Genomic DNA, 24,802 nt, shown 5'->3' with positions numbered 1-24,802 from the left:
GTGCGTCGGTGGACGGCGTCGTCGTGTGCGGATGCGGTCGGCGGGAGGCGGTCGGGCAGGGGTCGGCGTCGTTGCCGGTCGGGGCGCTGTGCGGGCGGCGAGGTTGGTGCAGGTCACACAGGCTGTCGTCAGGTTAGGTACCGATTACACTCCTCTCCAGTGGACGAACCGCACCAGATCCGACCCGGCTTTGGACGAACCATCCACACCGTGCGGTCCGCGCACCCGTGGACGCAACACCGGCGACACACGTCCGCGCCCACGGCGCGGGGAAGGACCGCGCCATGGCCGACACCGCGCCCCGCGACGACGCCCACTCGGTGCCCCTGAGCACCGTGGTGGGGCGCCGCGACCTCGACCTGGCCACCGTCGTGGCCGCGGGCGACCCGGGCATCGGGTGGGCGGTGGTCAGCGAGCTCGACGATCCGGCCGTCTACCTGCGCGGCGGCGAGCTCCTGCTCACCGCCGGCGTCAACCTCCCCGCCACCGCGGCCGGCCTGCGCGCCTACGTCGCCTCCCTGGTCGGCGCGGGCGTGAGCGCGGTCGGTTTCGGCGTGACCCCCGTGCACGACACCGTCCCCGCGGGACTGATCGAGCAGTGCCACCAGCAGGGACTCCCCCTGGTGGAGGTACCCGGGCCCACGCCGTTCACGGCCGTCAGCCAGGCCGTCGGCGAGGAGCTGGAGGAGCGCCGCCTGCGCGACCTGCGCCGCCTGGGCGAGGCCCACCAGGCGCTCGCCCGCGCGGTCTCCGACCCCGACCCCGTGGGGCGCGTGCTGCGCGTCCTGGCCGAGTCCCTCACCGGCTGGGCCGCTCTCGCCGGTCCCGACGCCCTCCGACGCACCCCCTCCGCGCCCGCCGACCTGTCCGAGCTGTCCGACCTGCTCGGCAAGCTCACCTCGGTGCGCGGCCCGCGCAGCGCCAAGGCCCGTTCGGGGGACGACGAGGTCTTCCTGCACACGGTCGGCACCCCGCCCGAGGACCACGGCGCGGTCCTGGTGGGCCGCCCCGAGCCGCTCGGGATCACCGACCGCGCGGTCCTGCGCACGGCCACCGCCCTGCTCGACCTGCTGGCCCGCACCTCGAACGAGGCCCCGCCCGTCCCCGGCCGCCTGCTCACCGGCCTGCTCCTCGACGGCGGCGTCACGCCCGCCACCGGCCCCCTGCTGGCCGAGCTCACCCACGCCGGCCCCACCGGACCCGCGGACCCCACGAGCATCGCCGGCGCTGCGGGTGCCTCCGGTGTTTCCGGAACAGGTGGTATCGCCGGGGCCGCGGACACCCGTGAGCGCTCGGGTCGCTCCGGTGCCTCAGGTGTGGGTGGGGCTACGGAGCGCTCGGAGGCCACCGAGCCTGGGGGTGCGGAGTACCGGGTGCTGCACGCGTGGGCGGGGGCGGGGCGGCACACCGCGCCCGCGGCCCTGCCGCTGGACACGTCGGTGCTGGACCATACCGGGGACGCGGGGGAGGGGCGCCTGCGGGCGGTGCTCGCCGACCGGGGCGAGGACGCCCACAGGGACCAGCTGGACGAGCTGCGCCTGCACGGCTGGACGGGCGCGCTGAGCGCACCCGTCCAGCCGTCCGGCCTGGCCGGGGCGGACCGCCAGGCGGCCGCCCTCCTCGTCCGCGCCCGCGCCTCCGGCTCCCCACTCCTGTGGGGGAGCGGCACGGACCCCTTCGACACCCTCCTGGACCCGGACGGCGTCGACGACCTGACCCGCCGCGTGCTCGGACCACTGGCGGCCGACACCGAGTCGGCGCGCACCCTGCGCCACACCCTGTACGTGTGGCTCACCCGCCACGGGAACTGGGACCGGGCCGCCGCCGATCTGGGCACGCACCGCAACAGCGTCCGCTACCGGATCGGCCGCGTCGAACGCGACCTGGGCGTGGACCTGGCCGACGCCGAGCAGCGCATGCGCCTGTGGTTCGCCCTCTCCCGACGCCGCCCGTGAACCTGCCCGTGCACCCGCACGTGGCCGGATCCGGCCACGGCCTGGGGCGCGCCCGCGCCATGCCCGATGCTGGTGGATCCGACCAGTAGGCGTCACCGGCCCCCGGGTGGAACCTCGCACCAGGACGCAAAGGCGTCACTCGACACGCACGCCGCACGGGTTTCTATCGATTCCACCGCCTCGGGCGCGGCCGAAGGACGAAACTGGGGATCGCCGTAGCCAAGTCGATGTCAGGGGGCCACATGTCGTTTCCTCCGCTGGACACGGCCCTTCCCGCAGGGGTCGACGCGCGTGAGCACGCGCGCCTGTTGCGCAAGGTGCACGAAGCCTCGCTCTGTGGTCGTCCGGCGCCGGTCCGGCTGCGCCCGGTCATCGAGGACTCGTGGCAGCGCATGCGCCGGTTCGGGATCGATCCGGACGGGGCTCCGCCGCCCCGCGTCACCCGCCTGGACGAGCTCCACACGTACCGGTCCAGTTCACCCATAGCCGAGGTCCTGCCGCTGATCCGCCGGTCCCTGGTCTCGGTGGCCGACGAGGCCGACCACATCATGCTGGTCACCGATGCCGCGGGCCAGATCCTGTGGCGCGACGGTTCGCACCGCATGAGGTCGGCCGGCGACCGGGTCGGGCTCGTGGAAGGGGCCTTCTGGAACGAGGGGAGCACCGGGACCAACGCCATCGGCACCGCGCTGGTGGTCGGGCGCCCGGTCCAGGTCTACTCCGCCGAGCACTTCGTCCGCCAGCTGCACACCCTGACCTGCGCGTGCGCCCCCATCCACGATCCGCGGGACGGCCGCCTGCTCGGTGCCATCGACGTCACGGGCCCCGTGAACACCATCCATCCCTCGACGCTCGCCCTGGTGCACGCCGTCGCCCAGCTGGCCGAGGCGCACCTGCAGAGCATCCACCACACCCACCTGGAGCGGTTGCGCGCGGTGGCCGCGCCCCTGCTGGCCGGACTGGGCGGGCGCGCGATGGTGGTGGACGAGGCCGGGTGGACGGCGGCCGTGGTGAACATGGAGCCGGTGCGCCGGGTGCTCCTGCCCACGCTGCGCGACACCGGGACCGCGTGGCTGCCCGCGCTGGGGGAGTGCTCCCTGGAACCCCTGCCCGGCGGGTGGCTCGTGCGACCGCTGGACGTGGAGGGCGACACTCCCTCCACGGTCACCCTGGACCTGTCCGGCAGCAGCCCGACGGTCTCGGTGGCCGGGCCGAGCGGGCAGTGGTCCCACCGCCTCACGCCCCGCCACGCCGAACTCCTGCTGCTCCTGGCCGTGCACCGGCGGGGACGCACGGGCGTTCAGCTCTCGCAGGACGTGTTCGGGGACGGTGGCCGCGTGGTGACCGTGCGCGCCGAGCTCTCGCGGGTGCGCCGGCACCTGGGCGGGATCATCGAGAGCCGCCCCTACCGGTTCGTCGAGGACGTCCGGGTGCGGGTCGACTATCCGGAGAACCCTGCCGACCTGCTGCCCGGATCCTTGGCCCCCGAGATCCGCCGACTGCGGAACGCGGTACCGGACGGAACCCCAATGGTTGCTCTTGGCGATGACGTCGCAACCTAGTGCAACCATTGCTGTGGCGGCTGGGGTTGATGTTGTCTGTACGTGCGCGGCCCGGAGTCGGGGCGGTCGTCGGGTTGAGCAGGGGGAACGGCGGTCGCGGCCCGGTGTCGGAAGCACGTCCACAGCCTTCGAGCCTTGAGGGGGGCCTTCGGAGGGAGGGGCGGACGAGTCCACGGGCCGCAGGTGATCCGGAGGGGTCGGGGGAGTCCCCGGGTCACCGTGTCGGCGGTGCGTCCTGGAGTGAGGTCGCCTCCAGGGCGGGCCGCCGCCCAGCCGGAAGCCGGGCGCGCGAGAGGGGACGCGCCCGGCTCCGGCGCTACTCCGTCTCCCCGGCCGTCCCGGCTCCGGTCCCGCCGTCCTCCGCGTCGCCCTCGCCTTCGCCGGCCTCCGCGTCCTCCGCGTCCTCCGCGTCCTCCGCGTCCTCCGCGTCCTCCGCGTTCTCCGCGTTCTCCGCGCCGCCGTCGCCGGTGGCCGCCACGGGTGCGCACTGGAAGCAGTCCAGCGCGAAGACCTCCTCACCGGCCACCCTGCCGCTGAACTCCCCGGGCAGGCTGTCGTCGCCCGCCTCCCGCGCGGCCAGGTCGTCGCGGGCGAGCCGGCCCTCGAAGACGACCTCCTCGCCCTCCCCGGTGACCCCGGTGCAGTAGACCGCCAGCAACCCGTCCCGGTCCGGAGGACTCGCCTCCCCGGTGCCCGCGGCCGCGCCGGAGCCGCCGGCCTCCTCGGTGTCGTCGCCCGCCGGGTCCGGATCCGCGGGGTCGTCCGCCGGTTCCGAGCCCTCGGGTCCGTCCTCGGTGCCGTCCTCGGTGCCGTTCTCGGGGCCGTTCTCGGGGCCCGAGCCCCCGGGGCCGGCCGAGGGGTCCGCGGAGGGCGAGGCCGGTACCTCGTTCGTGCACTCCAGGCCGCCGTCCAGGGCGTACCCGCCGCGCGCGAAGGCGCGTTCGGCGCCCGGCCGCAGGACCGACACCGACAGGGCGTCGGCGGCGGCCTCCAGCTCCAACCGCTCGGGGTCGGCCTCCCGGTCGCCGTCGTCGAGCGCGCAGGACGTCGTGAGCACGCAGGCCATCAGCAGGGCCGACAGCGGCGCCATGACGGTGGTCGAGCGGACTCGCATGGGTTCCCCCTCCAGGTGCGGGATCCGGTACGGGTGTCACCGCGTGCGCACCCGACGTGACCAATGTCGCTGATAGGTGTCTTGCGGACTATGTCCGACTCGGGTGGAAAGAGTGAAGAGTCCGCCATGTTCTGGCAATCCGGGGTGTGACACCCCCACCGGACCGGGGATCCCGGCGACAGGGCCCGCCACCGGGCGGGGCCGCCGGGAGCGGATCGCCGGTACGGCGCTCGCCCCGGCCGGGGCCTGGCCCCGGGGTCGGGACCGCTCGTGGGCTACACTCTGGACATTTACCGAACCGTGTTCATCCACGGCTCGCACAACCCGAACCTCACAGGGCCACCACACGGCTCCGCCGCGTCACCGGCACCCTGTGAACCACCGGGCCGCGGCGGGCGTCGAACTCCAGACCAACGATGGTCGGGGCCGGCTCCCGGGCGGCCCCGCTATTTCCGTCCTTCCTTCGGAGGTGGATCGTGTCCGCTGACCACCGAGAGCAGCAGCCCAACCCTCAGGGCTCGCGTATCGACCCGCACGTCGGCCGCTACGCACGCCGAGCACAGGGCATGGTCGCATCGGAGGTCCGGGCACTCTTCGCCGTCGCATCGCGCCCGGAGGTCGTCTCCCTGGCCGGAGGCATGCCCAACGTGGCGGCGCTCCCGCTCGACCAGATCGGCGAACTGGTCAAGGACGTCGTCTCCGAGGAGGGCGCCGCGGCCCTGCAGTACGGCTCCGCCCAGGGCGACCCCGTCCTGCGCGAGCAGATCTGCGACTACATGACGCTGGAGGGCATTACCGCCAGCCCCGACGACGTCATCGTCACAGTCGGCTCCCAGCAGGCCCTCGACCTCATCACCCGGGTCTTCGTCGACCCGGACGACATCGTGCTGTGCGAGGCTCCCACCTACGTCACCGCCATCAACACCTTCGCCGCCTTCCAGGCCGACATCCAGCACGTGGGCATGGACGAGCGCGGGGTGATCCCCGAGGAGCTGGAGCGCTCGCTCACCGAGGCGGCGCGGGCCGGCCGCACGGTCAAGTTCTTCTACACGATCCCCAACTTCCAGAACCCGGCCGGCATCACCATGAGCGCCGAGCGCCGCGCCCGCGTGATGGAGATCTGCGAGCGCCACGACGTCCTGGTGGTGGAGGACAACCCCTACGGCCTGCTGCGGTACGAGGGCGACCCCGAACCCACCCTGTTCTCCCAGGGCAGCGGCAACGTCATCTACCTCGGTTCGCTGTCCAAGACGCTCTCCCCGGGCCTGCGGATCGGCTGGGCGCTGGCCCCGGCCGCGGTCCGCGCCAAGCTCGTGCTGGCCGCAGAGTCGGCGATGCTCAGCCATTCCACGTTCAACCAGCTCGTGGTGCGCCGCTACCTGAACACCTTTCCCTGGCAGGAACAGATCAAGGTGTTCAACACGATGTACAGCGAGCGCCGCGACGCCATGCTCACCGCGCTCACCGCGATGATGCCCGACGGGTGCACGTGGACCAGGCCCGAGGGCGGCTTCTTCGTGTGGGCCACCCTGCCCGAGGGCATCGACGCCAAGGCGATGCTGCCCCGCGCGGTCGCCGAACGCGTCGCCTACGTGCCCGGCACCGGTTTCTACGCCGACGAGCGCGGCCGGGCCAACATGCGCCTGAGCTTCTGCTACCCCACGCCGGAGCAGATCCGCGAGGGCGTGCGCCGCCTGGTCGGCGCGATCGAGGGCGAGGTCGACCTGCGTGATACGTTCGGCACCACTTCGACCCAGCCCACCGAAGGCAGCCAGGCACCCGCCCCCGACCTGCCCTGAGACAGCCGTGAGGGCACCTCGCACCATGACAGCAGCACAGAAGGAGGTCCGCGCCGTGGCCGACCTTGACCGCGTTCTCGTTCTCGCCGGGGGACTGTCCCCCGAACACGAGGTGAGCGTCCACTCCGGGCGCAGCGTCGCCGAGGCGCTGCGGCGCCTGGACGTGGAGGTGCAGGTCGCCGACGTGGACTCCACCCTGCTGCGGCGCCTGGCCGAGGACCCGCCCCAGGTGGTCTTCCCCGTGCTGCACGGGTCCGCGGGTGAGGACGGGGCGATCCGCGAGGTCCTGGAACTGGTCGGCGCCCCCTATGTGGGCGCCCGGCCCGACGCCTGCCGCCTCGCCTACTCCAAGCCCGCGGCCAAGGCGCTGCTGGCCGCGCGCGGCGTGCGGGTGGCCCGCGGTGCCGCCCTGCCCAAGTCGGCCTTCCACGACCTGGGCGCCCCGGCGCTGCTGGAGCGGCTGGCCGAACGCCTGGGCCTGCCGCTGTTCGTCAAGCCCGATCGCGGCGGGTCCGCCTTCGGTGCCACGCCGGTCACGTCGCTGCACGACCTGTCCGCGGCGCTGGTGTCCTGCTTCGCCTACAGCGACTCCGCCCTCATCGAGGAGCAGGTCCAGGGCACGGAGCTGGCCGTGGGCGTCGTGGACACCGGGGAGGGCCCCATGGCCCTGCCGCCGGTGGAGATCGTCCCCGACGGCGGCGTCTACGACTACGCGGCGCGCTACACCGCCGGACGGACCGAGTTCTTCTGCCCGGCCCGCCTGGACGACGACGCCCTGGAGGCGGCCACGCGGGTCGCGCTCACCGCCCACGAGGTGCTGGGCCTGCGCGACCTGTCGCGCACCGACGTCATCGTGGGCCAGGACGGCCAGGTCGCCTTCCTGGAGACCAACGTGGCCCCCGGTCTGACGGAGACCTCCACGTTCCCGATGGCGGCCGGCGCGGCCGGGCTCGACTTCGCGGTGGTCTGCCGGGAGCTGGCGCACCAGGCCTACCTGCGCGGCTGAGAGTTCTGACCGAGCGGCCCGGATCCCCGAGGGGTCCGGGCCGCCGCCGTTCCCGGTGCCGGGCGGACGGAGGTGCGCGGGCCCGTGTACGGGCGCCCCGCGGGTGTACACCTGGTGCGGGCGGCGGTAGGGTCGTTGCAAACCGACCGTCCGGTATGTCAACGGGAGCCCCCATGGAAACGGCACTTCGGATCTGCCCGCTGTGCGAAGCCACCTGCGGCCTCACCCTCACCATCGACACCGGGCGGGTGACCGCCGCCCGCGGCGACCGCCAGGACGTCTTCAGCGCGGGGTTCGTCTGCCCCAAGGGTGCCACCCTGCCCGCCCTCGACAACGACCCCGACCGCCTGCGCCGCCCCATGGTGCGCGAGGGCGGAACCTGGCGCGAGGTCGACTGGCCCGAGGCCTTCGCCGCCGTCGACGCCGGGCTCTCCGGGGTCGTGCGCCGCCACGGCCGCGACGCGGTCGCCGCCTACCTCGGCAACCCCAACGTGCACACCCTGGCCGGACAGCTGTACTCGGGCCTGCTCGCGCGCACCCTGGGCACCCCCAACGTCTACAGCGCCAGCACCGTCGACCAGATGCCCAAGCACGTCTCCTCCGGGCTGATGTTCGGCGACCCCCTGGCCATCCCCGTCCCCGACCTGGACCGCACCGACCACCTGCTCATGCTCGGCGCCAATCCGGTCGAGTCCAACGGCAGCCTGTGCACCGCGCCCGACTTCCCCGGCAGGCTCAAGGCGCTGCGCGCCCGCGGCGGCCGCCTGGTCGTGGTCGATCCCCGGCGCACCCGCACCGCCGACCTCGCCGACGAACACGTCGCGATCCGGCCAGGCACCGACGCCTACCTGCTCTTCGCCATGGCACAGACCCTCTTCGCCGAGGACCTGGCCGACCCGGGCGCCCTGGCCGAGCACGTCGAGGGCGTGGCCGAGGTGCGCGCCCTGGCCAAGGAGTTCACCCCCGAGGCCGTCGCGTCCGTCTGCGGCATCGACGCCGACCGCATCCGCACGATGGCCCGCGACCTGGCCGCCGCGCCGACCGCCGCCGTCTACGCCCGCGTGGGCACCACGACCGCCGAGTTCGGCACCCTCACCAGCTGGCTCGTGGACGTCCTCAACCTCATCACCGGCAACCTCGACCGCCCCGGCGGCGCGCTCTTCCCCCGGCCCGCCCACCGCCCGGCCGGGGCCGGCCGCAGCCGCCCCTTCCGGCTCGGTCGCTGGCGCAGCCGCGTGCGCGGCCTGCCCGAGGCCAAGGGCGAACTGCCCGCGGTCACCCTCGTCGACGAGATCGCCACCCCCGGCAGCGGACAGGTCCGCGCCCTGGTCACCGTGGCCGGGAACCCGGTGCTGTCCACCCCCGGCGGCGACCGCCTGGACCGGGAGCTGCCGGGCCTGGAGTTCATGGTGAGCGTGGACCCCTACCTCAACGAGACCACCCGGCACGCGCACGTCATCCTGCCGCCCGCGCCGCCGAGCCGCACCCCCCACTTCGACCTCGCCTTCGGCGAACTGGCGGTGCGCAACACCGTCCGCTACTCGCCCGCGCCCCTGCCCCTGGACGAGGGCGAGGCCGACGAGTCGCTCATCCTGCGCCGGCTCGTGCAGATCGCCGCCGGACAGGGGCCCGAAGCCGACCCGGACGCGGTGGACGAGGCCGAGACCGCCCGGATCCTCGCCCGCGCCGTCGCCGACCCCGACTCCTCCGTGCACGGACGCGACCCAGACGAGCTGACCGCCGCCCTGTACCCGGGCACGTGGTCCGAGCGCCGGGTCGACCTGCTCCTGCGCCTGGGCTCCTACGGCGACGCCTTCGGGGCCCGCCCCGGCGGCCTCACCCTCCAGAGGGTGCTGGACGCGCCGCACGGCGTGGACCTGGGGCCGCTGGACTCCCGCGTCCCCGAGATCCTGTCCACCGCCTCCGGCCGTGTCGAGGCCTGCCCCGCGCCCGTGGCCGAGGACGTCGCCCGCCTGGGCGAGGGCCTGGCCGCGCGCCGCGACTCCCTCGTGCTCGTGGGCCGACGCCACCTGCGCTCCAACAACAGCTGGGCGCACAACCTCCCCCGGCTCACCGGCGGCAGCAACACCTGCACCCTGCACGTCCACCCCGACGACGCCGACCGCCTGGGCCTGACCGAGAGCGCCGAGGCCACCGTGCGCAGCGCCTACGGCGAGGTCAGCGCCCCTGTGGAACTGACCGACACCGTCGCGCCCGGCGTGGTGAGCCTGCCGCACGGCTGGGGGCACGGCGTGCCCGGCACCCGCATGACGGTCGCCGCCCAGAACCCGGGGGTCAACGTCAACGCCGTCACCGACCCCTCGGTGGTGGACCCGCTCTCGGGCAACGCGGTCCTCAACGGCGTCCCCGTCACGGTGCTGCCCCACGGCTGAACGCCACGGTGGCCGACCTGATCGGCGATGACGACCGTACTCAGCGTCCGGGCGACGCGCCGGCCTCCGTGAACTCGGACTCCACCCGCGGCGCTCGGACCAGGAGCACGACACTCGCGGCGACCATCCACACCAGCAGAAGCAGGGCGCCCAGGGCCCAGGCGAAGAAGAACACCCACAGCGCCGCCACCAGCGGCGCGACCAGCAGGAGTGCGCCGACGACGAGGGCGAGCCATCCCGACCACCGGGGCAGGACACGGGTCCGCCACGACAGGCCGTATCCGAAGGCCGCCACCGCCAAGCCCAGGACCGCCCAGCCGCTCAGCCAGGTCGCCCAGTGCACGGCGGTCAGGGCCAGGACCACACCGAGGAGGTACTCGCTTCCGGCGGGGACCAGGTTTCCCCCGGTGTACAGGGTGGACGTCATGACCATCGACATGCCCGTCATGCCCTGCAGGGCCGTGATCAGGCCGCCGAGCACCAGCATCAGGAGGCCGACCATCGCCAGTCCGGGCGAGGTCCGCCGCAGCGGCAGGTACAGCCCCACCCCGGCGAGCACCGCGAGCGGAGCCGTCGCCACCTGCACCGCCTGGGCCACGACGATCCACGGGGTGCTGTCATGGGCGTTGCGCACATCCTGATCCACCGACTCCGCCGTCTCGGCGTCGATGCCCGGGTCACCGAACGCCGTGCCCACGAACAGCACCAGGACCAGCACCAGCAGGCCCAGTCCGGCCCATCGCGTCGTGTTCATCGCCCTCTCCCTCCACGGAACGTCCTCCGTGCCGGGCAGGTCGTCGAGGGCGCACCAGGCTCGCCGCGGTCGCGTGGGCTGAGGTCGGGGCGGGCACCCGTACCGGTACCCGGAGCGGCACTCGCGAAAGGCCCCGCGTGTCGCCGATCAGCGTGGTGAACCGGGCGAACGGGTTCGCGGCCGTCATGACGCAAGTCTACGCCGGGATCGCGCCGCGGTCGCGGACGTGGCCAGGAGGGGCCACCGGTCGCGATGTACCGTCGCCGACCCGTGCCACGGGCCCGCCCGGCGCCGGCCAGGGCCGCCGGGCGGGCCGCGGTTCACGCGGCGGGGGTCCCCAGGGCCCGCTCGACCCCGGCGCGGACGGTCGCCGACAGCAGGTCCACCTTGTAGCCGGTGGCGGGCAGCGGGTCGCACAGGTCGGCCAGGGCCGCCAGCGCGACGTCCACGTTCTCGTCCGGCGCCGTTCCGGGCACCGCGCCCACCAGCGCCTCCGCCACACCCGGCAGGAGCAGCGGGGTGCGGGCCACTCCCCCCACGGCCACCGAGGCCGAGGACACCGGGCCCGTGCCGTCGTCCCCGCACACCAGCCGCACGGCCACCTCGACCAGCGGCCACTCGGCGCGCGAGCGCCCCGTCGCGCGCAGGTAGGCGGCGCGCTCGCCCGGAGCCGGGGCCGGCAGTGCCACCGACACCAGCACCTCCCGCGAGTCCAGGACGTGGTCCCGGGTGGGGTCCGTGCCGTCGTAGAGCGAGGCCACGGGCAGGTCCCGCTCCCGGCCGCCGGCCACCCGGACCGAGGCGCCGTGGGCCAGCAGCGCCACGGCCAGCGACGACGGGTGCGGGGCCGCGCACGGCCCCTGGTCCACGACCACCCCGTACAGGTGGTCCCCGGACCGGGCCGGACACGAGTCGCCGCCCGTCTGGAAGCAGTCGAAGGCCGGGTTGCGCAGGTACCAGCAGCGGTTGCGCTGGAGCAGGTTGCCGCCCACGGTGGCCGTCCCCCGCACCTGTGGCGTGGCCAGCGCGGCGGCGGTCAGGGCCAGGGCCGGATAGGCGTCGGCCAACAGGGGGTCGCCGGAGAGCTCGGCGATCCTGGTCAGCGCGCCCACGCGCGCCGACCCGTCGGCGGCCCACGCCACGCCCCGCAGGTCCTCGACGCCGGTCAGGTCGACCACCGGGGCGGGTTCGACCACCCCGGCGGCCAGGCACGCGGTCAGGTCGGTGCCCCCGGCGCGCGGGCGGGCGCCCGTGCCGTCGAGCCGGTCCAGCGCGGCCCCCAGGTCCGTCGGTCGGGTGATGGTCATCGCAGGCCCCTGATCAGTCGGTCCGGGCGGATGGGCAGCTCGCGGGGGCGCACGCCGGTGGCGTCGTGGACGGCGTTGCCGAGCGCGGCGGCCACGCCCACGACCGACACCTCGCCCAGGCCGACCCCGCCGCCCCGGACGTGCTCGAACCCCTCCTGGTGGAAGTAGACCTCGGTCTCGGGCACGTCGCCCATCCCGGGGATGCGGTAGTCCTCCATGTTGTCGGTGAGCACGACACCGGTGGCCGGGTCGTCGCGGCGCTCCTCGAAGAGGGCGTAGCCCACCCCCTGGACCACCGCCCCCTCGCACTGGTTGCGCGCCAGCCGCTCGGAGTAGACGTGTCCGGCGGCGATCCCCGCCCAGCAGCGGGTGGGCCGCACCCGCCCGAGCAGGGTGTCGACCTCGACCTCCATGACGTGCACGGCTCCGCTGAGCCCGCGGCCCAGCGCGAGGTCGTCCATGTCGGGGGTCAGGTGCCCCCAGCGGTCCGCCCGGCGCTCGCCGACCACCCGCACGCCCTCGGCGCCGGTCAGCGCCTCCTTCAGGGCGCGCTCGGGGATCGGTCCGGCGGCGGGTACGTCCGGGGCGTGCTCGCGCAGGGCGGCGCGCATCCGGTCGGCGGCCTGGGCCGCGGCCGGCCCCATCGAGGTGGTGGTGCGGCTGCCGTAGGAGCCCGTGCCGTGCACCGAGGAGCTGTGGCCGATCTCCACGCGCAGCGCCGAGGCGGGCACGCCGAGCCGTTCGGTGACCACGTCGCTGAGCACGGAGCGGATGCCGGTGCCCAGGTCCTGGGTGGCCGAGCGCGCCACCAGGGCGCCGTCCTCCACGGCCAGTTCCACCTTGGCCCGGGGCGCGAGCAGGTACATCCAGTTGGCGGCGGCCACGCCCACGCCGCGGCGGAACCGCCCGGTGCGCTCTCCGCGCGGGCGGGAGCGCCACAGGTCCAGCCGCGCGGCCTTTTCGTACAGGGCGCGTCGCTTGGGGTTGCCGTCCCAGCGGGTGCGCAGGGCCAGCGGGTCCTCGCCCAGGCGCAGGGCCATCTCGTCCACGGCCTGTTCCAGCGCCCAGGCCATCGGCGGGCCGCCGGGGCCGCGCATCGGCTTGCCCGGCGGACGGTGGGTGATCACGTCGAAGTCGCGTACCCGGCGGGGCGAGCGCCCGTACATCAGGAACGCGAGCGTGGCCGTGTTGGACCCGGTCGACACGCCGCCGTCGCCGTAGGAGTCCACGGTCATCGCCGACAGGCGGCCCTCGCCGTCGGCCAGCAGGGCCACGCGCGTGCGGGTGCCGGGCCGGTGCCCGGCGTCGGTCAGCTCCTCGGCGCGGTCCAGGGACACGCGGACGGGGGCGCCCGCCGCGCGGGACAGCTCCACGGCGGCCACCACGTCCGTGCTCAGCCCGTTCTTGCCGCCGAAGCCGCCGCCGACGAACTCGGTGACCACGTGCACGCGCTCACGCGGCAGCTCCCAGTGCGCGGCGGCCCGGTCGGCGACCTGGCTCAGGGACTGGGTGGACACGCGCAGGTGCAGGTCGCCGCCGTCCCAGGAGGCCACGCACACGTGCGGTTCCAGCGGGCTGTGCACCTGGGTGGCGGTGGTGTACTCCTGGGCCACCAGGAGCGGGTCCTCGTGGTCGGCGGCCGCGCGCAGCCGCCGGACGGCGGTGCCCCCGCGCCAGCCCACGGTGCTGGGACCGCGCGTGTTGCCGTTCCAGCGGGCCGGCGGGGTGGGCCCCTCGGAGTAGCTCGGGGCCGCGCGCTGCTCGGCCCGGGTGGGGTAGACGGCGGGGGCGCCGGGGGCCTGGGCGGCGTCGGTGTCCAGGACCGCGGGCAGGGGCTCGTAGCCGACCGTGACCGCGGCCGCCGCCGCGCGCGCCCCGTCCGCGGTGGGCGCGGCCACCGCGGCGATCGGCTGGCCGGCGTAGCGCACGGTGCGGTCGGGGCCGAGCAGGTCGACCAGGACCGGATCGGCGTCCTCGGCCGGTCCGGGCGCCTCGACGGGGGAGGTGCGGGCGCCGCCGGGATCGACCGAGAGCACGCGCGCGTGCGCGTGGGCCGAGCGGACGACCACTCCTTCCCACGTGCCCTCGGGGATCCGGTCGGCGGTGAACTCGGCGCGGCCGGTGACCTTGTCGAGGGCGTCGATCCGGGGCGGGTCCTGGTCGGAGGGCTCGTCGAAGGCCCCCGCGCAGGCGTCGGCCACGGCGGCGAAGATGCCCTCGTAGGCGCCGCACCGGCACAGGTGCCCGGCCATGGCGTCGGCGATGGCGCCGCGGTCGGGCCGGGCGTCACCGTGCTCGGCGCGCCAGGAGTCGACGAAGGCGGCGGCCTCCACGACGAAGCCGGGTGTGCAGTACCCGCACTGCATGGCGTCGTGGGCGGCGAAGGCCCGCTGGACCGGGTGGTCCCCGCCCAGGCCTTCCACGGTGGTGACCGCGCGGCCGGCGAGGCCGTCGGCGGGCAGGAGGCAGGAGACGGTGGGGGAGCCGTCGACCAGGATGGTGCAGGCGCCGCACACGCCCGTCCCGCAGGCGACCTTCGTGCCGGTCAGGCCGAGCCGGTCGCGCAGGTGGCCGGCGGCCGTGCCGCCGGGTCCGTCGGGTGCCGGGCAGGAGGAGCCGTTGACTTCCACGTCCATGTGGGTCCGTCCCATTGCTGCGAAGTTGACACTGACAACTTATGGGCGGCCGTGCGTGGTGTCAACGAGCGTGCCGGATCGCCGCCGGTGGATCCACGGCTCCACGCGCATTCTGTGCGTATCTCCGTGGAGGGCGCGGTCGGTTGGTACGTTCCGCGCCCCCCGTGCGTACCCTCGTGGCGGCCTTGGGGAATCTACGTCGTAAAGGTGGCGGTCACGTTGAGGGGTTGTGGCCCAGGACGAGGTCGGTCAGCTCCTGGCTGGGGAAGTCCATCACCACCACCCCCGTCCGGTCCGCGCTCGACGAACGCAGGTGGGCGAGGGCGTGGTCGTTGACGCCCCGCAGGCCCAGGGCGCCCCAGGCCACCTCGCGCGGGTTGGCCCACGGCGCCCCGCTGCCGCTGAGGTGGTTGACGTAGAGCAGGTGGGCGGGCCCCGACGCGGCGGCCTCGAAGTGCGAGCGCGCGCTCTCCCACTTGGCCGGGATGTCGAAGAGCGTGGGCACCCGGTAGTCGTCCTGGATGTCGAGCGCGTCCCCGTTCCACCGCACGCCGTAGTCGCGCGTGGCCGCGAAGTCCTGCACCACCACGACGCGCCCCCGGACCTCGCCCAGGGCGGGCACGCGGTTCCCGCCCTGTTCCGGCGGCACCCACAGGTGGTCGGCGAGCAGGTCCCGGGTGTCGGGGTCGTGCTCGATGTAGTGGTCCAGGGTCTGCTCGTAGGTGCGGGTGTTGCCCTCCTCGGTGTGCTCCTTCTTCATCCGCATGAGCACGGTCTCGCCGGGGTGGGCGGCGAGGAAGGCGGTCACGTCGCGCACCACGTCGGTGAAGTTGAGGTTGAGGTACTCCGCGCCGTGGTGGATGGTGAACGCGTCCTGGAAGTGGCGCGTGCGCACGTCCAGGAAGCGGACGCCCGAGGTGAGCTGGCCGGTCAGCGTCAGGTCCTGGGTGCGCGACCACACGCTGCCGGTCCAGGCCCCGCTGTCGTGGGTGCCGGGCAGGGACAGCGACGCCAGCGCGGTGGAGTCCGGGAGCGGTGCCATCCACCCCGCGCGGTCGGCGGAGACCGCCGACGCGGTGGCGGGCGGGGGAGCGGTGACGAGGGCGAACGCGGCGGTGAGCGCCGAGCCCAGCACGGCTCGGCGGCGGGGGGAGTGATGCATCGGGGGTCCTTCGGCGGTGGGGGCGGGCGGGCCCCGGGCAGGGGCCGCCCCGACTGCCGACCAGCCTGCCACGCGCCGCCCGCCCTGCCATCCCCCGGAAACGGGACCGGCTCAGGGCATCGCCTAGAGCTCCCCGCCCTCGGTCGTAGTGACCTCGCCGCCCTCCGGTGCGGTCGTGTCCCCGGTCCCGGTCCCGTCGTCGCCGGTGCCGTCCCCCTCGCCCCCGCCGGTGCCGCCGTCGTCACCGGTGTCGTCGCCCGTACCGGTGTCACCGTCGTCGGTGGGTTCGACACAGGACTCGGGGTCGTACTCGCACACGTCCGGTTCGGTCTCCGCGCACCCTTCGGCGTGCGGGTCGGCGACGCAGTCCCTCGTGGGCGGGGTCCACTCCGGTTCGTGGCTCTCCTCGTCGACCGGCGCCTGCGACCCCTCGTCCACCGTGTCGACCGGGACCTCCTCCCGCGGGGACGCGCTGGGCTCCTCGGAGACGCCGTCCACGGGCGTGTCGGAGGGAGTGGATCCGGTGGGCACCGCCGATCCGGGCGTGCTCGGCTGGTAGGACCACAACAGCAGCGCCGCCAGGGCCCCCAGGACCGCCACCATGCCCGCGGTCACCAGTGCCGGGCGCGCCCGCCGCCGCGCGGTGCGCCGCGTCAGCGCACGGGTCGGCGGGAGGCCGATCCGTGCCGTGGGCGCCAGACCGCCCTGGGCCGGGAGGCCGTCGCGCTCGGTCGGGACCGAGTCCGGGCTCCAGCGGTCGCCCGAGCCCGCGCCCGGACCGTCCGTGCCCCCGGAGCCGGGCCCGTGGCCCCCGAGGCCTCCGTCGCCCCCGAGGCCCGCGTCCGGTCCCGCCGTGCCGGAGCCCTCGCTTCCGAAGCCCGTGTGCGCGGGCCCGCCGGTGGGACCCCCGGCTCCGGTGCCCGACGCCCCCTCGGGCCCGTGACCGGAGGCCCAGGGCCCCTGGGACGCGGCGCCTCCACTGGCCGGCGACCCGGCCCCCGCCGGGTCGGCCCCCGCATGCCCCGCGGTCCCCTCGGGTCCCACACCGCCCTCGGCCCCCGCGGTTCCCTTGGTTCCCGTCGAGTCCCCGACGGTCCCCGCCGTCCCGCCCGCGAACGGGATCCACGGCCCGACGCGGATGCGCGCCGTGCCCTGGTCCACGGCCGTGGACGCCTCCTCCAGCACCGCCGTCCGGGCCACCGGGGCGGACGCCGACGGCGTGCGCCCGATCAGCCGGTCCAGCACCTCCACCGCGCTCGGCCGTGCCCCCGGGTCCTTGTCCAGGCACCGGCCCAGCACGGGCAGCAGCCGTTCCGGAACACCCTCCAGTTCCGGCTCGGAGTCCAGCACCCGGTCGATCACCGCCATGGTGTTCTCACCGGGGAAGGCGTGCCGGCCGGTGGCGGCGAAGGCCATGACGGCCGCCCACGAGAACATGTCGCCGGCCGGGGAGGCGGGCAGCCCCTGGATCTGCTCGGGTGCCATGTAGGCGGGCGTGCCCGCGACGGTCGTCGTCTGCTGCGTGGCGTCGGTGAAGCGCGCGATGCCGAAGTCGATCACCCGGGGCCCGTCCGGCCCCAGGATGACGTTGCCCGGTTTGAGGTCGCGGTGCACGATCCCCGCCTCGTGCACGGCGGCCAGCGCCGTGACGGTCGCGATCGCCAGCCGATCCAGCGCCGCCCCCGTGCGCGGGCCCTCGTCCGTCACCGCCGAGCGCAGGGTCGGCCCGGGAACGTACTCGCTCGCGATGTAGGGCACGTCCGCGTCCATGTCGGCGTCCAGCACCGCCGCGGTGCAGAACGGGGCGACCGTGCGTGCCGCGGCCAGTTCCCGGACGAAGCGCGCCCGCTGGCGCCCGTCCTGGCCCCACAGCCCGGTCAGCACCTTGACCGCGGCGGGTGTGCCGTCCTCGGCGTGCCCCAGGTACACGGTGCCCTGTCCGCCGGCGTCGATGCGGGCGGCCAGGGCGTAGGGGCCGATGGTGGTCGGGTCGGAGGGAGTCAGGGGAGTCGTCATGGCGTGCGCCCTGTCTGCGGGGAATCGCTGGTGGGGATCTTCTTCTGTCACTGTGACGTGGCAGGTGCCACCGGAGATCCTTGCTCGTTGGTAACAGTCCCCTTACTTTTTCCGGACACAAGGGGAGGCCGGTCCACACATGTGTGCGAACCGGCCTCCGGGTCCCCTGCCCGTGGTGCCCCCTGGGGGAGGGGCGTGGTCAGAGCCCCAGCGCGTGCATCGCGAAGTGGAAGGCGAACACGGCCGAGAGCAGCCACATCAGCCAGCCGACCTCGACGATCCGCCCCTGGGCGGTCTTGACGATCGTGTAGGCGATGATCCCGATCCCGATGCCGCTGGCGATGTCGTAGGTGAACGGCATCATCGCGATGGTCAGGAACGCCGGGATGGCGATGGAGATGTCCGACCAGTCGATCTCGCGGATGTGCATCATCATCATGGCACCCACCAGCACCATCGCCACCGACGCCGCCTGGGCGGGAACGATGCCGAACACCGGCGCGAAGAAGATCGCGGCGAGGAAGAACAGCCCCGTCACCACGCTCGCCAGGCCCGTGCGGGCGCCCTCGCTCACTCCGGCGGTGGACTCCACGAACACCAGGGTGGCCGAGGAGCTGGTCAGACCGCCCGTCACGGCGCCCGCGCCGTCGGTGACCAGGATCTGGTTCACCCGTGGCATCTGCCCGTTCTCGCCCGCGATGTTGGCCTTGGTGCCGATGGCCAGGATCGTGCCCAGCGCGTCGAAGAACCCGGCCAGCACGAGCGTGAACAGGATGACACCGGCGGTCGTCACGCCCGCCGAGGTCCACGCACCGAACATGTCCACCTGGAACAGCAGGCCGAAGTCGGGGGCCGCGACCGGGTTGCCGGGCAGGCTCGGGCTGGCGCTGCCCCAGGCCTCGTCGCTCAGCCCCGCGGCGTAGTGGACGACGATCGCGAACACGGTGGCGCCCACGATCCCGTAGAAGATCGCGCCCGGCACCCGGCGCACCAGCAGGATGCTCGCCAGCACCAGGCCGGAGACGAACACCAGGATCGGCCAGCCGTCCAGGTGGCCTCCGCCGCCGGCGGCGCCGATCTGGAGCAGGCCGCCCTCGCCCGCGCTGACGAAGCCGGCGTTGGACAGGCCGATCAGCGTCACGAACAGGCCGATGCCCACGCCGATGGCCATCTTGAGGTTGTGCGGGAGCGCGTTCATCACCGCGGTGCGTACACCGGTCACCACCATCGCGATGATGGCGATGCCCTGCCAGACCACCAGGCCCATGACCTCGGGCCAGGTCATCACGGGCGCCGCCTGGTAGGCGACCACCGCCATGACGCCCAGGGCGGCGGCGCAGGCGATCGGCGCGCGCCCCACCACGCCCATCATGATCGTGACGAGCCCGGCGGCCAGCGCGGTCATGGTGGTCAGCTGGGCGGGGGAGAGGAAGTCCCCGTTGGCGTCGGGGACGCCGCCGAGGATGATCGGGTTCAGGACGATGATGTACGCCATCGCCATGAAGGTGGTGAGGCCGCCGCGGATCTCGCGGCCGACGGTGGATCCGCGCTCACTGATGAAGAAGAAGCGGTCGAGCCAGGATCGAGCCGGTGCGGTGCGCGCCTCGGGCGCGGCACCGTCCTTGGTACTGGTCATGTCCCCTCCTGGAGGGAGATGAGCATGGCGAAGATCGCCATGCGTGGGGGGATGACTACGGAAAGTAGCCAGGTGTGCATAGGCGCAGGACCACGCTGTCCTGCCGGACACCCGCCCCGGTGCCGAGGGCGCCGGCGGAGCCGGGGCGGGCGGTTCAGGTGTGACGGGGCGGCGGCGTCACCCGCCGCCCCCTTCGGGGCGCGTCCGGTGGACGCGCCCCGTCACAGGTCGATGCCGACGATGTCCTCCGGGCGCACCGGAGCGTGCGTCAGCGCGCGTCCGGTGGCGTCGCGTACCGCCGCCACGATCGCCGGTGTCGACGACAGGGTCGGCGGCTCGCCCGCGCCGCGCAGCCCGTAGGGCGCGTGCGGGTCGGGGTGCTCCAGCACCTCGATGCGCATCGGCGGGGTGTCCAGGATCGTCGGGATCAGGTAGTCGGTGAAGGACGGGTTGCGGATCTCGCTGTCCTTGACCTGGATCTCCTCCATCAGCGCCAGGCCCAGCCCCTGCGTCGAGGCGCCCTGGATCTGACCGGCGAGCTGCTGCGGGTGCAGCACCTTGCCCACGTCCTGGACCGCGTCCAGGGCCACGACCTTGACCAGGCCGAGCTCCACGTCCACGTCCACCACCGCGCGGTGGACGCACATCCCGAACTGGGTGTGCGAGGAGCCCTGGCCCAGGACCGGGTCGATCATCTCCGTCGGGCGGTGGTGGTGCTCGCGGGTCTCCTCGACCACCGTGCCGCCGCTCGCGGACTCGCCCAGCAGGTCGGCCAGCGACGTCAGCACGCCGTCGGTCGCCGAGACCAGCTTGCCGCCCGCCAGGGACAGGTCCGCGTCGTTCCGGTCGGCCGGGACCACGCCGCGCTCCCGGGCGATCGCGAACACCGACGCGCGCACGGCCTCACAGGCCAGCTTCACCGCGCCGCCGGTCATGTACGACTGGCGGGAGGCGGAGGAGGAGCCGGCCGAGCCCACCCGGGTGTCGGACGGGTTGATGGCCACGTTCTCCACACCCAGTTCGGTGCGGGCGATCTGGCCCTTGACGGTGACCAGGCCCTGGCCGACCTCGGCGGCGGCGGTGTGCACGAGCACGTTCGGCTCGCCGGCCACGATCTCCAGCCGCACCCGCGCCGTGGAGTAGTCGTCGAAGCCCTCCGAGAAGCACAGGTTCTTCAGACCGACGCCGTAGCCCACACCGCGCACGACACCCTCGCCGTGCGTGGTCCCGGCCACGCCGCCCGGCAGGGTGCGCAGGTCGGAGGGGTCGGGCAGCTCGGAGCGGTCGGCGGGCATCGGCAGGTCGCGGGCGCGCTGGAGCATGTCCGCCATCGGCAGCGGGCTGTGCAGCTCCTGGCCCGTGATGATCCGCGAGCCCTGCGACATGGCGTTCTTGATCCGCAGGTCCACCGGGTGCATGCCCAGCTTCTCGGCGAGCTTGTCCATCTGCGACTCGTAGCCGAAGCACGCCTGGACCGCGCCGAATCCGCGCATCGCCCCGCACGGCGGGTTCGTGGTGTACACCCCGTAGGCGTCCACCAGCACGTTGGGCACCTCGTAGGGGCCGATGCCCAGCGAGGAGGCCACGCCCACCACCGCGGGCGTCGCCGACGCGTAGGCGCCGCCGTCCACGATGATCTCCAGCGTGGCGTACAGCAGGGTGCCGTCGGCCTTGGCGCCGTGCTCGAAGCGCATCTTGGCCGGGTGGCGGTGCACGTGGCCGTAGAAGGACTCCTCGCGGTTGTACACGATCTTGACCGGCTTGCCGGTGCGCAGCGCGAGCAGGGCGCCGTGGATCTGCATCGACAGGTCCTCGCGGCCGCCGAAGGCCCCGCCGACCCCCGCCATGGTCATCCGCACCTTGTCCTCGGGCAGGCCCAGGCACGGCACGATCTGCCAGAGGTCGTTGTGCAGCCACTGGGTGGCGACGTACAGGTGGACGCCGCCGTCCTCCTCGGGCACGGCCAGGCCGGACTCGGGGCCCAGGAACGCCTGGTCCTGCATCCCGACCTCGTACTCGGTCTCCACGACCGCGTCGGCCTGGGCGCGCAGGGCGTCCAGCACCTCGCGCTCGCGCTCCCTCTCCCCGGCCACGTCCCGGAACCCACCGGTACGGATGGGCTGGTAGCGCACCCGGTTGCCGGACTGGTGGTACTCCTCGTGGATCTTGAGGGTGCCCTCCTCGTGGACCAGCGGGTACTCCGGGTCCAGGGCGGCCCGGCGCGAGTCGCTGACCGGGGGCAGGACCTCGTAGTCGACCTTGATCCGCTCCAGGGCGCGGCGCGCGGTCTCGGGGTGGTCCGCGGCCACCAGGGCCACCGGCTCACCCTTGTAGCGCACCTTGCCGAAGGCCAGCACCGGCTGGTCCTTGTACTCCAGGCCGTAGCACTTGGCGCCGGGGACGTCCTCGTGCGTGAGCACGGCCTCCACACCCGGGACCTTGAGCGCCTCGGTGATGTCGATGCCCAGGATCTTCGCGTGCGGGTGGGGGCTGCGCAGGGTCATCCCCCACAGCATGTCCTCCATCCACATGTCCGAGGAGTAGGCGAACTCCCCGGTCACCTTGAGCGTGCCGTCGGGGCGGCGCGGGCTCGACCCCAGGCCGTCCCTGGTGGTACTGGACAGATCCGTGACGGTCGGGGCGGTCGTCGTGGCCATCAGCGGTTCACCTCCTGGAGCAGGGCGCGGTGCGCGGCCCGGCCGCGCGCGGCGGCGGTGTCGGCGGACAGAGTGCGGAGCTCCCCGCGGTCGACGACGGTACGGCCGCCGACCAGCAGGCGCTCCAGGGGCGGCGTGGGGCCGAAGACCGTCGCGACCACCGGGTCGTCGATCACGTCGTAGCCGAACCCGTCCACCCGCCACAGGGCGATGTCGGCGAGCTTGCCGACGGTGAGCGAGCCGAGCTCGGCGTCACGGCCCAGCACCCGGGCGCCGCCCAGGGTGGCCATGTGCAGGGCCTGGCGGGCGCTGAGCGCCTGCGGGCCCTTGCGGGCGCGCGCCATCAGCAGCGCCTGGTGCATCTCCCCGGCCAGCGGCGTCAGCTCGCTGGAGGCGGGGCCGTCCACGCCCAGACCCACGTGCGCGCCCGCCTCCAGCAGCTCCGTGGTGCGGCAGATGCCCGCACCCAGCCGGGCGTTGGAGGTGGGGCAGTGCGCGATGCCGGTACCGGTGGCCGCGATCCGCGCGATGGCGGCGTCGGACAGGTGCACCGCGTGCGCGAACCACACGTCCTCGCCCAGCCAGCCGAGCTTCTCCGCGTACTCCACCGGAGTGCACCCGAACTCGGCCAGGCACTTCTCCTCCTCGTCGAGCGTCTCGGCGAGGTGGGTGTGCAGGCGCACGCCCTTGGCGCGGGCCAGCTCGGCGGCCCCGACCATCAGCTCCCGGCTCACCGAGAACGGCGAGCAGGGCGCCACCGACACGCGCGTCATCGCGTCGAAGGACGCGTCGTGGTGGGTGTCGATGGCGGCGCCGGTGGCGCGCAGCGCCTCGTCCAGGCTCTCCACGACGCTGTCCGGCGGCAGGCCGCCGGAGCTGTGGCCCCGGTCCATCGACCCGCGGGCCAGGTCCAGGCGGATGCCGACCTCGCGGGCGGCGGCCACCTCGGCGGCGACGATGTCGCCCCGGCCCGAGGGGAAGATGTAGTGGTGGTCGGAGGCGGTGGTGCACCCCGACAGCGCGAGGTGGCTCATCCCCGCCGACGTCGTGTTCCCCACGACCTCCGCGTCCAGGCGGTGCCAGATCTCGTACGAACCCACCAGCCACTCGAAGAGGGTCCCGTCGGCGAACAGCCCCTGGGTGGCCCACTGGTAGAGGTGGTTGTGCGTGTTGACCAGGCCAGGCGTCGCCAGGCAGCCGCGGCCGTCGACCTTCTGGGCGCCCGGGATCTCGGGGGCGGGACCGGCCCCGACGGCCCCGATGCGGCCGTCGCGCACCACGATGTGGCCCTCGGCGTACTCCCCGCCGTCCACGGTCACGACGTGGGCGCCCTCGATGACGGTCACGTCACTCATGCGCTGCTCCGCTCTCGGCCCGGCGCGCGGCGGCCATGTGCACGGCGTCGATGATCTTCTCGTAGCCGGTGCAGCGGCACAGGTTCCCCGCCAGCGCCTCACGGATCTCGGCGTCGTCGGGAGCGCCCTTGCCCGCGCCCACGGTGCGCTCCAGCAGGTCGTCGGTCTGCACCAGCAGGCCCGGCGTGCAGAAGCCGCACTGGACCGCGCCGGCCTCGACGAACGCGTCCTGGACGGTGCCCAGGGTGCGGTCCGAGCCCTTGCCGGGCTCCTCGGCCAGACCCTCGACCGTGCGTACCGCGCGGCCCTCGGCCTGCCCGGCGGCGATCATGCACGAGCAGGCCGTCACACCGTCGAAGTAGACGGTGCATGAGCCGCACTCGCCCTGCTCACAGGCGTTCTTGCTGCCCGGCAGGCCCAGGCGCTCGCGCAGGACGTACAGCAGGCTCTCGCCCGGCCACACGTTCTCGGCGGTCATGTCCTCGCCGTTGACGTTGACGTTCACGCGCATCGCGTGACTCCCTTCCGGTACTCGGTGGCCGACCAGGTCAGCGCGCGACGCGCCATCACGGCCATGGAGTGGGTGCGGTACTGCGCGGTGCCGCGCTGGTCGTCGATGGGGCGGGTGACCGAGGCCACCAGCTCGCCGAAGCGCCGCACGAGGCTCTCCGACGGCAGGGTCGCGCCCTCCCAGTCGAACTCGGCGGCCAGGAACTCCTCGGCCTCCTCGGCGCGGATCGGGGTCGGGGCCACCGAGCCCAGACCCGTGCCCACGGTGCGCTTCTCCGCGTCCAGGGCCAGGCTGAAGGCGGCCACGGAGATGACCATGGCGTTGCGGGTGCCGATCTTGGCGAACTGCTGCGGGCCCTTGGGCTCGGGCAGCAGGACGGCCGTGATGAGCTCGTCGTCCTGGCGGGCGGTCCTGCGCAGGGAGAGGTAGAACTCCCGGGCGGGGACCCGCCGCCGGCCGCGGACCGAGGCCAGTTCGACGACGGCGTCGGTGGCGAGCAGGGGAGGGTGGGCGTCCCCCGCGGGCGAGGCGCCGCCCAGGTTGCCGCCCACGGAGCCGCGGTTGCGGATCTGCGGGGAGGCCACGGTGCGCGAGGCCTTCGCCAGAGCGGGAGCGCTCCGCGACAGGTGCTCGACGATCTTGGAGTAGGGCACACCCGCGCCCAGGCGGGTGTGGTCGCCGTCGGTGCCCCACTCGCCCAACTCGGGCACGCGGGCCAGGTCGATCAGGGTCGACGGGCGCCGTTTGTCGAAGTTGAGTTCCACCATGACGTCGGTTCCGCCCATGATGGGGACTCCGTCAGGGTGGGCGCTCTTGGCCTCGAGCGCCTCCTCCAGTGTGGAGGGACTCAGGAATTCCATGCTTGTCCTCGTTGCTCGCCAGGTCAGGTCGGTCAGCGGTCGGTTTGCGCAACTCCTCGGTAAATCAGGTAGTGGTGTG

16 protein-coding genes are annotated in these 24,802 nt (G+C 74.0%); 5 read left to right on the top strand and 11 right to left on the bottom strand.

Annotated features, from left to right (window positions below; all coding sequences use genetic code 11):
* Positions 1 to 284: 284 nt before the first annotated feature.
* Both HNR10_RS00505 and HNR10_RS00500 read left to right on the top strand, forming a co-directional pair.
* Complete coding sequence (locus HNR10_RS00505; protein WP_179819933.1) at positions 285 to 1,955, top strand: PucR family transcriptional regulator; 1,671 nt, start codon at positions 285 to 287, stop codon at positions 1,953 to 1,955.
* 242 nt (positions 1,956 to 2,197) lie between these two features.
* Entirely contained in the window at positions 2,198 to 3,517 is a 1,320-nt protein-coding gene (locus HNR10_RS00500; protein ID WP_179819932.1) for a GAF domain-containing protein, read from the top strand.
* Between the two features lie 316 nt (positions 3,518 to 3,833).
* Here HNR10_RS00500 and HNR10_RS00495 read toward each other — a convergent pair whose 3' ends face one another.
* A complete protein-coding gene (locus HNR10_RS00495; protein WP_179819930.1) occupies positions 3,834 to 4,631 on the bottom strand; it encodes a hypothetical protein in 798 nt (265 codons plus the stop codon).
* A 566-nt stretch (positions 4,632 to 5,197) separates the two neighbouring features.
* Here HNR10_RS00495 and HNR10_RS00490 point away from each other — a divergent pair.
* The 3 genes from HNR10_RS00490 to HNR10_RS00480 all read left to right on the top strand — a co-directional run bounded on the left by HNR10_RS00490 (position 5,198) and on the right by HNR10_RS00480 (position 9,829).
* The gene (locus HNR10_RS00490) at positions 5,198 to 6,430 is read left to right on the top strand and encodes an aminotransferase-like domain-containing protein (RefSeq protein ID WP_179829444.1); all 1,233 of its coding nucleotides are present in this window, start codon (positions 5,198 to 5,200) and stop codon (positions 6,428 to 6,430) included.
* 25 nt (positions 6,431 to 6,455) lie between these two features.
* The gene (locus HNR10_RS00485; RefSeq protein ID WP_218897574.1) at positions 6,456 to 7,436 is read left to right on the top strand and encodes a D-alanine--D-alanine ligase family protein; all 981 of its coding nucleotides are present in this window, start codon (positions 6,456 to 6,458) and stop codon (positions 7,434 to 7,436) included.
* A 173-nt stretch (positions 7,437 to 7,609) separates the two neighbouring features.
* On the top strand, positions 7,610 to 9,829 hold the full coding sequence (locus HNR10_RS00480; protein ID WP_179819928.1) for a molybdopterin-dependent oxidoreductase: 2,220 nt from the start codon (positions 7,610 to 7,612) through the stop codon (positions 9,827 to 9,829).
* A gap of 40 nt (positions 9,830 to 9,869) precedes the next feature.
* Here the strand turns inward: HNR10_RS00480 and HNR10_RS00475 are convergent, their stop codons facing one another.
* The 10 genes from HNR10_RS00475 to HNR10_RS00430 form a co-directional block, all read right to left on the bottom strand.
* Positions 9,870 to 10,583: a DUF4386 family protein gene (locus tag HNR10_RS00475; RefSeq protein ID WP_179819926.1), complete on the bottom strand. Its 714-nt coding sequence runs from the start codon at positions 10,581 to 10,583 to the stop codon at positions 9,870 to 9,872.
* A gap of 320 nt (positions 10,584 to 10,903) precedes the next feature.
* The gene (locus HNR10_RS00470) at positions 10,904 to 11,890 is read right to left on the bottom strand and encodes an FAD binding domain-containing protein (RefSeq protein ID WP_179819925.1); all 987 of its coding nucleotides are present in this window, start codon (positions 11,888 to 11,890) and stop codon (positions 10,904 to 10,906) included.
* A complete protein-coding gene (locus HNR10_RS00465) occupies positions 11,887 to 14,526 on the bottom strand; it encodes a molybdopterin-dependent oxidoreductase (RefSeq protein ID WP_179829442.1) in 2,640 nt (879 codons plus the stop codon). Before HNR10_RS00465 ends, HNR10_RS00470 begins: the two co-directional genes overlap by 4 nt.
* A 214-nt stretch (positions 14,527 to 14,740) precedes the next feature.
* Positions 14,741 to 15,688: a phosphatidylinositol-specific phospholipase C gene (locus tag HNR10_RS00460; RefSeq protein WP_179819923.1), complete on the bottom strand. Its 948-nt coding sequence runs from the start codon at positions 15,686 to 15,688 to the stop codon at positions 14,741 to 14,743.
* Between the two features lie 123 nt (positions 15,689 to 15,811).
* The gene (locus HNR10_RS00455; RefSeq protein WP_179819921.1) at positions 15,812 to 17,704 is read right to left on the bottom strand and encodes a serine/threonine-protein kinase; all 1,893 of its coding nucleotides are present in this window, start codon (positions 17,702 to 17,704) and stop codon (positions 15,812 to 15,814) included.
* Between the two features lie 199 nt (positions 17,705 to 17,903).
* Positions 17,904 to 19,340: an NCS2 family permease gene (locus HNR10_RS00450; protein WP_179819919.1), complete on the bottom strand. Its 1,437-nt coding sequence runs from the start codon at positions 19,338 to 19,340 to the stop codon at positions 17,904 to 17,906.
* 221 nt (positions 19,341 to 19,561) lie between these two features.
* Positions 19,562 to 21,997 carry a xanthine dehydrogenase subunit D gene (gene pucD, locus HNR10_RS00445; RefSeq protein ID WP_179819917.1) on the bottom strand — a complete coding sequence of 812 codons (2,436 nt, stop codon included), beginning with the start codon at positions 21,995 to 21,997 and terminating at the stop codon, positions 19,562 to 19,564.
* Positions 21,997 to 23,352 carry an 8-oxoguanine deaminase gene (locus tag HNR10_RS00440; protein WP_179819915.1) on the bottom strand — a complete coding sequence of 452 codons (1,356 nt, stop codon included), beginning with the start codon at positions 23,350 to 23,352 and terminating at the stop codon, positions 21,997 to 21,999. Before HNR10_RS00440 ends, pucD begins: the two co-directional genes overlap by 1 nt.
* The gene (locus tag HNR10_RS00435; RefSeq protein ID WP_179819913.1) at positions 23,345 to 23,863 is read right to left on the bottom strand and encodes a (2Fe-2S)-binding protein; all 519 of its coding nucleotides are present in this window, start codon (positions 23,861 to 23,863) and stop codon (positions 23,345 to 23,347) included. The genes HNR10_RS00440 and HNR10_RS00435 overlap by 8 nt, the downstream gene beginning before the upstream one ends.
* Positions 23,854 to 24,723 (bottom strand): FAD binding domain-containing protein, encoded by an 870-nt coding sequence (locus HNR10_RS00430; RefSeq protein WP_179819911.1) that lies wholly within the window; start codon positions 24,721 to 24,723, stop codon positions 23,854 to 23,856. The genes HNR10_RS00435 and HNR10_RS00430 overlap by 10 nt, the downstream gene beginning before the upstream one ends.
* Positions 24,724 to 24,802: the final 79 nt, after the last annotated feature.

It is taken from the genome of Nocardiopsis aegyptia, from assembly GCF_013410755.1.
Lineage (GTDB): Bacteria > Actinomycetota > Actinomycetes > Streptosporangiales > Streptosporangiaceae > Nocardiopsis > Nocardiopsis aegyptia.
This window is presented reverse-complemented; position numbering and strand designations above follow the sequence as displayed.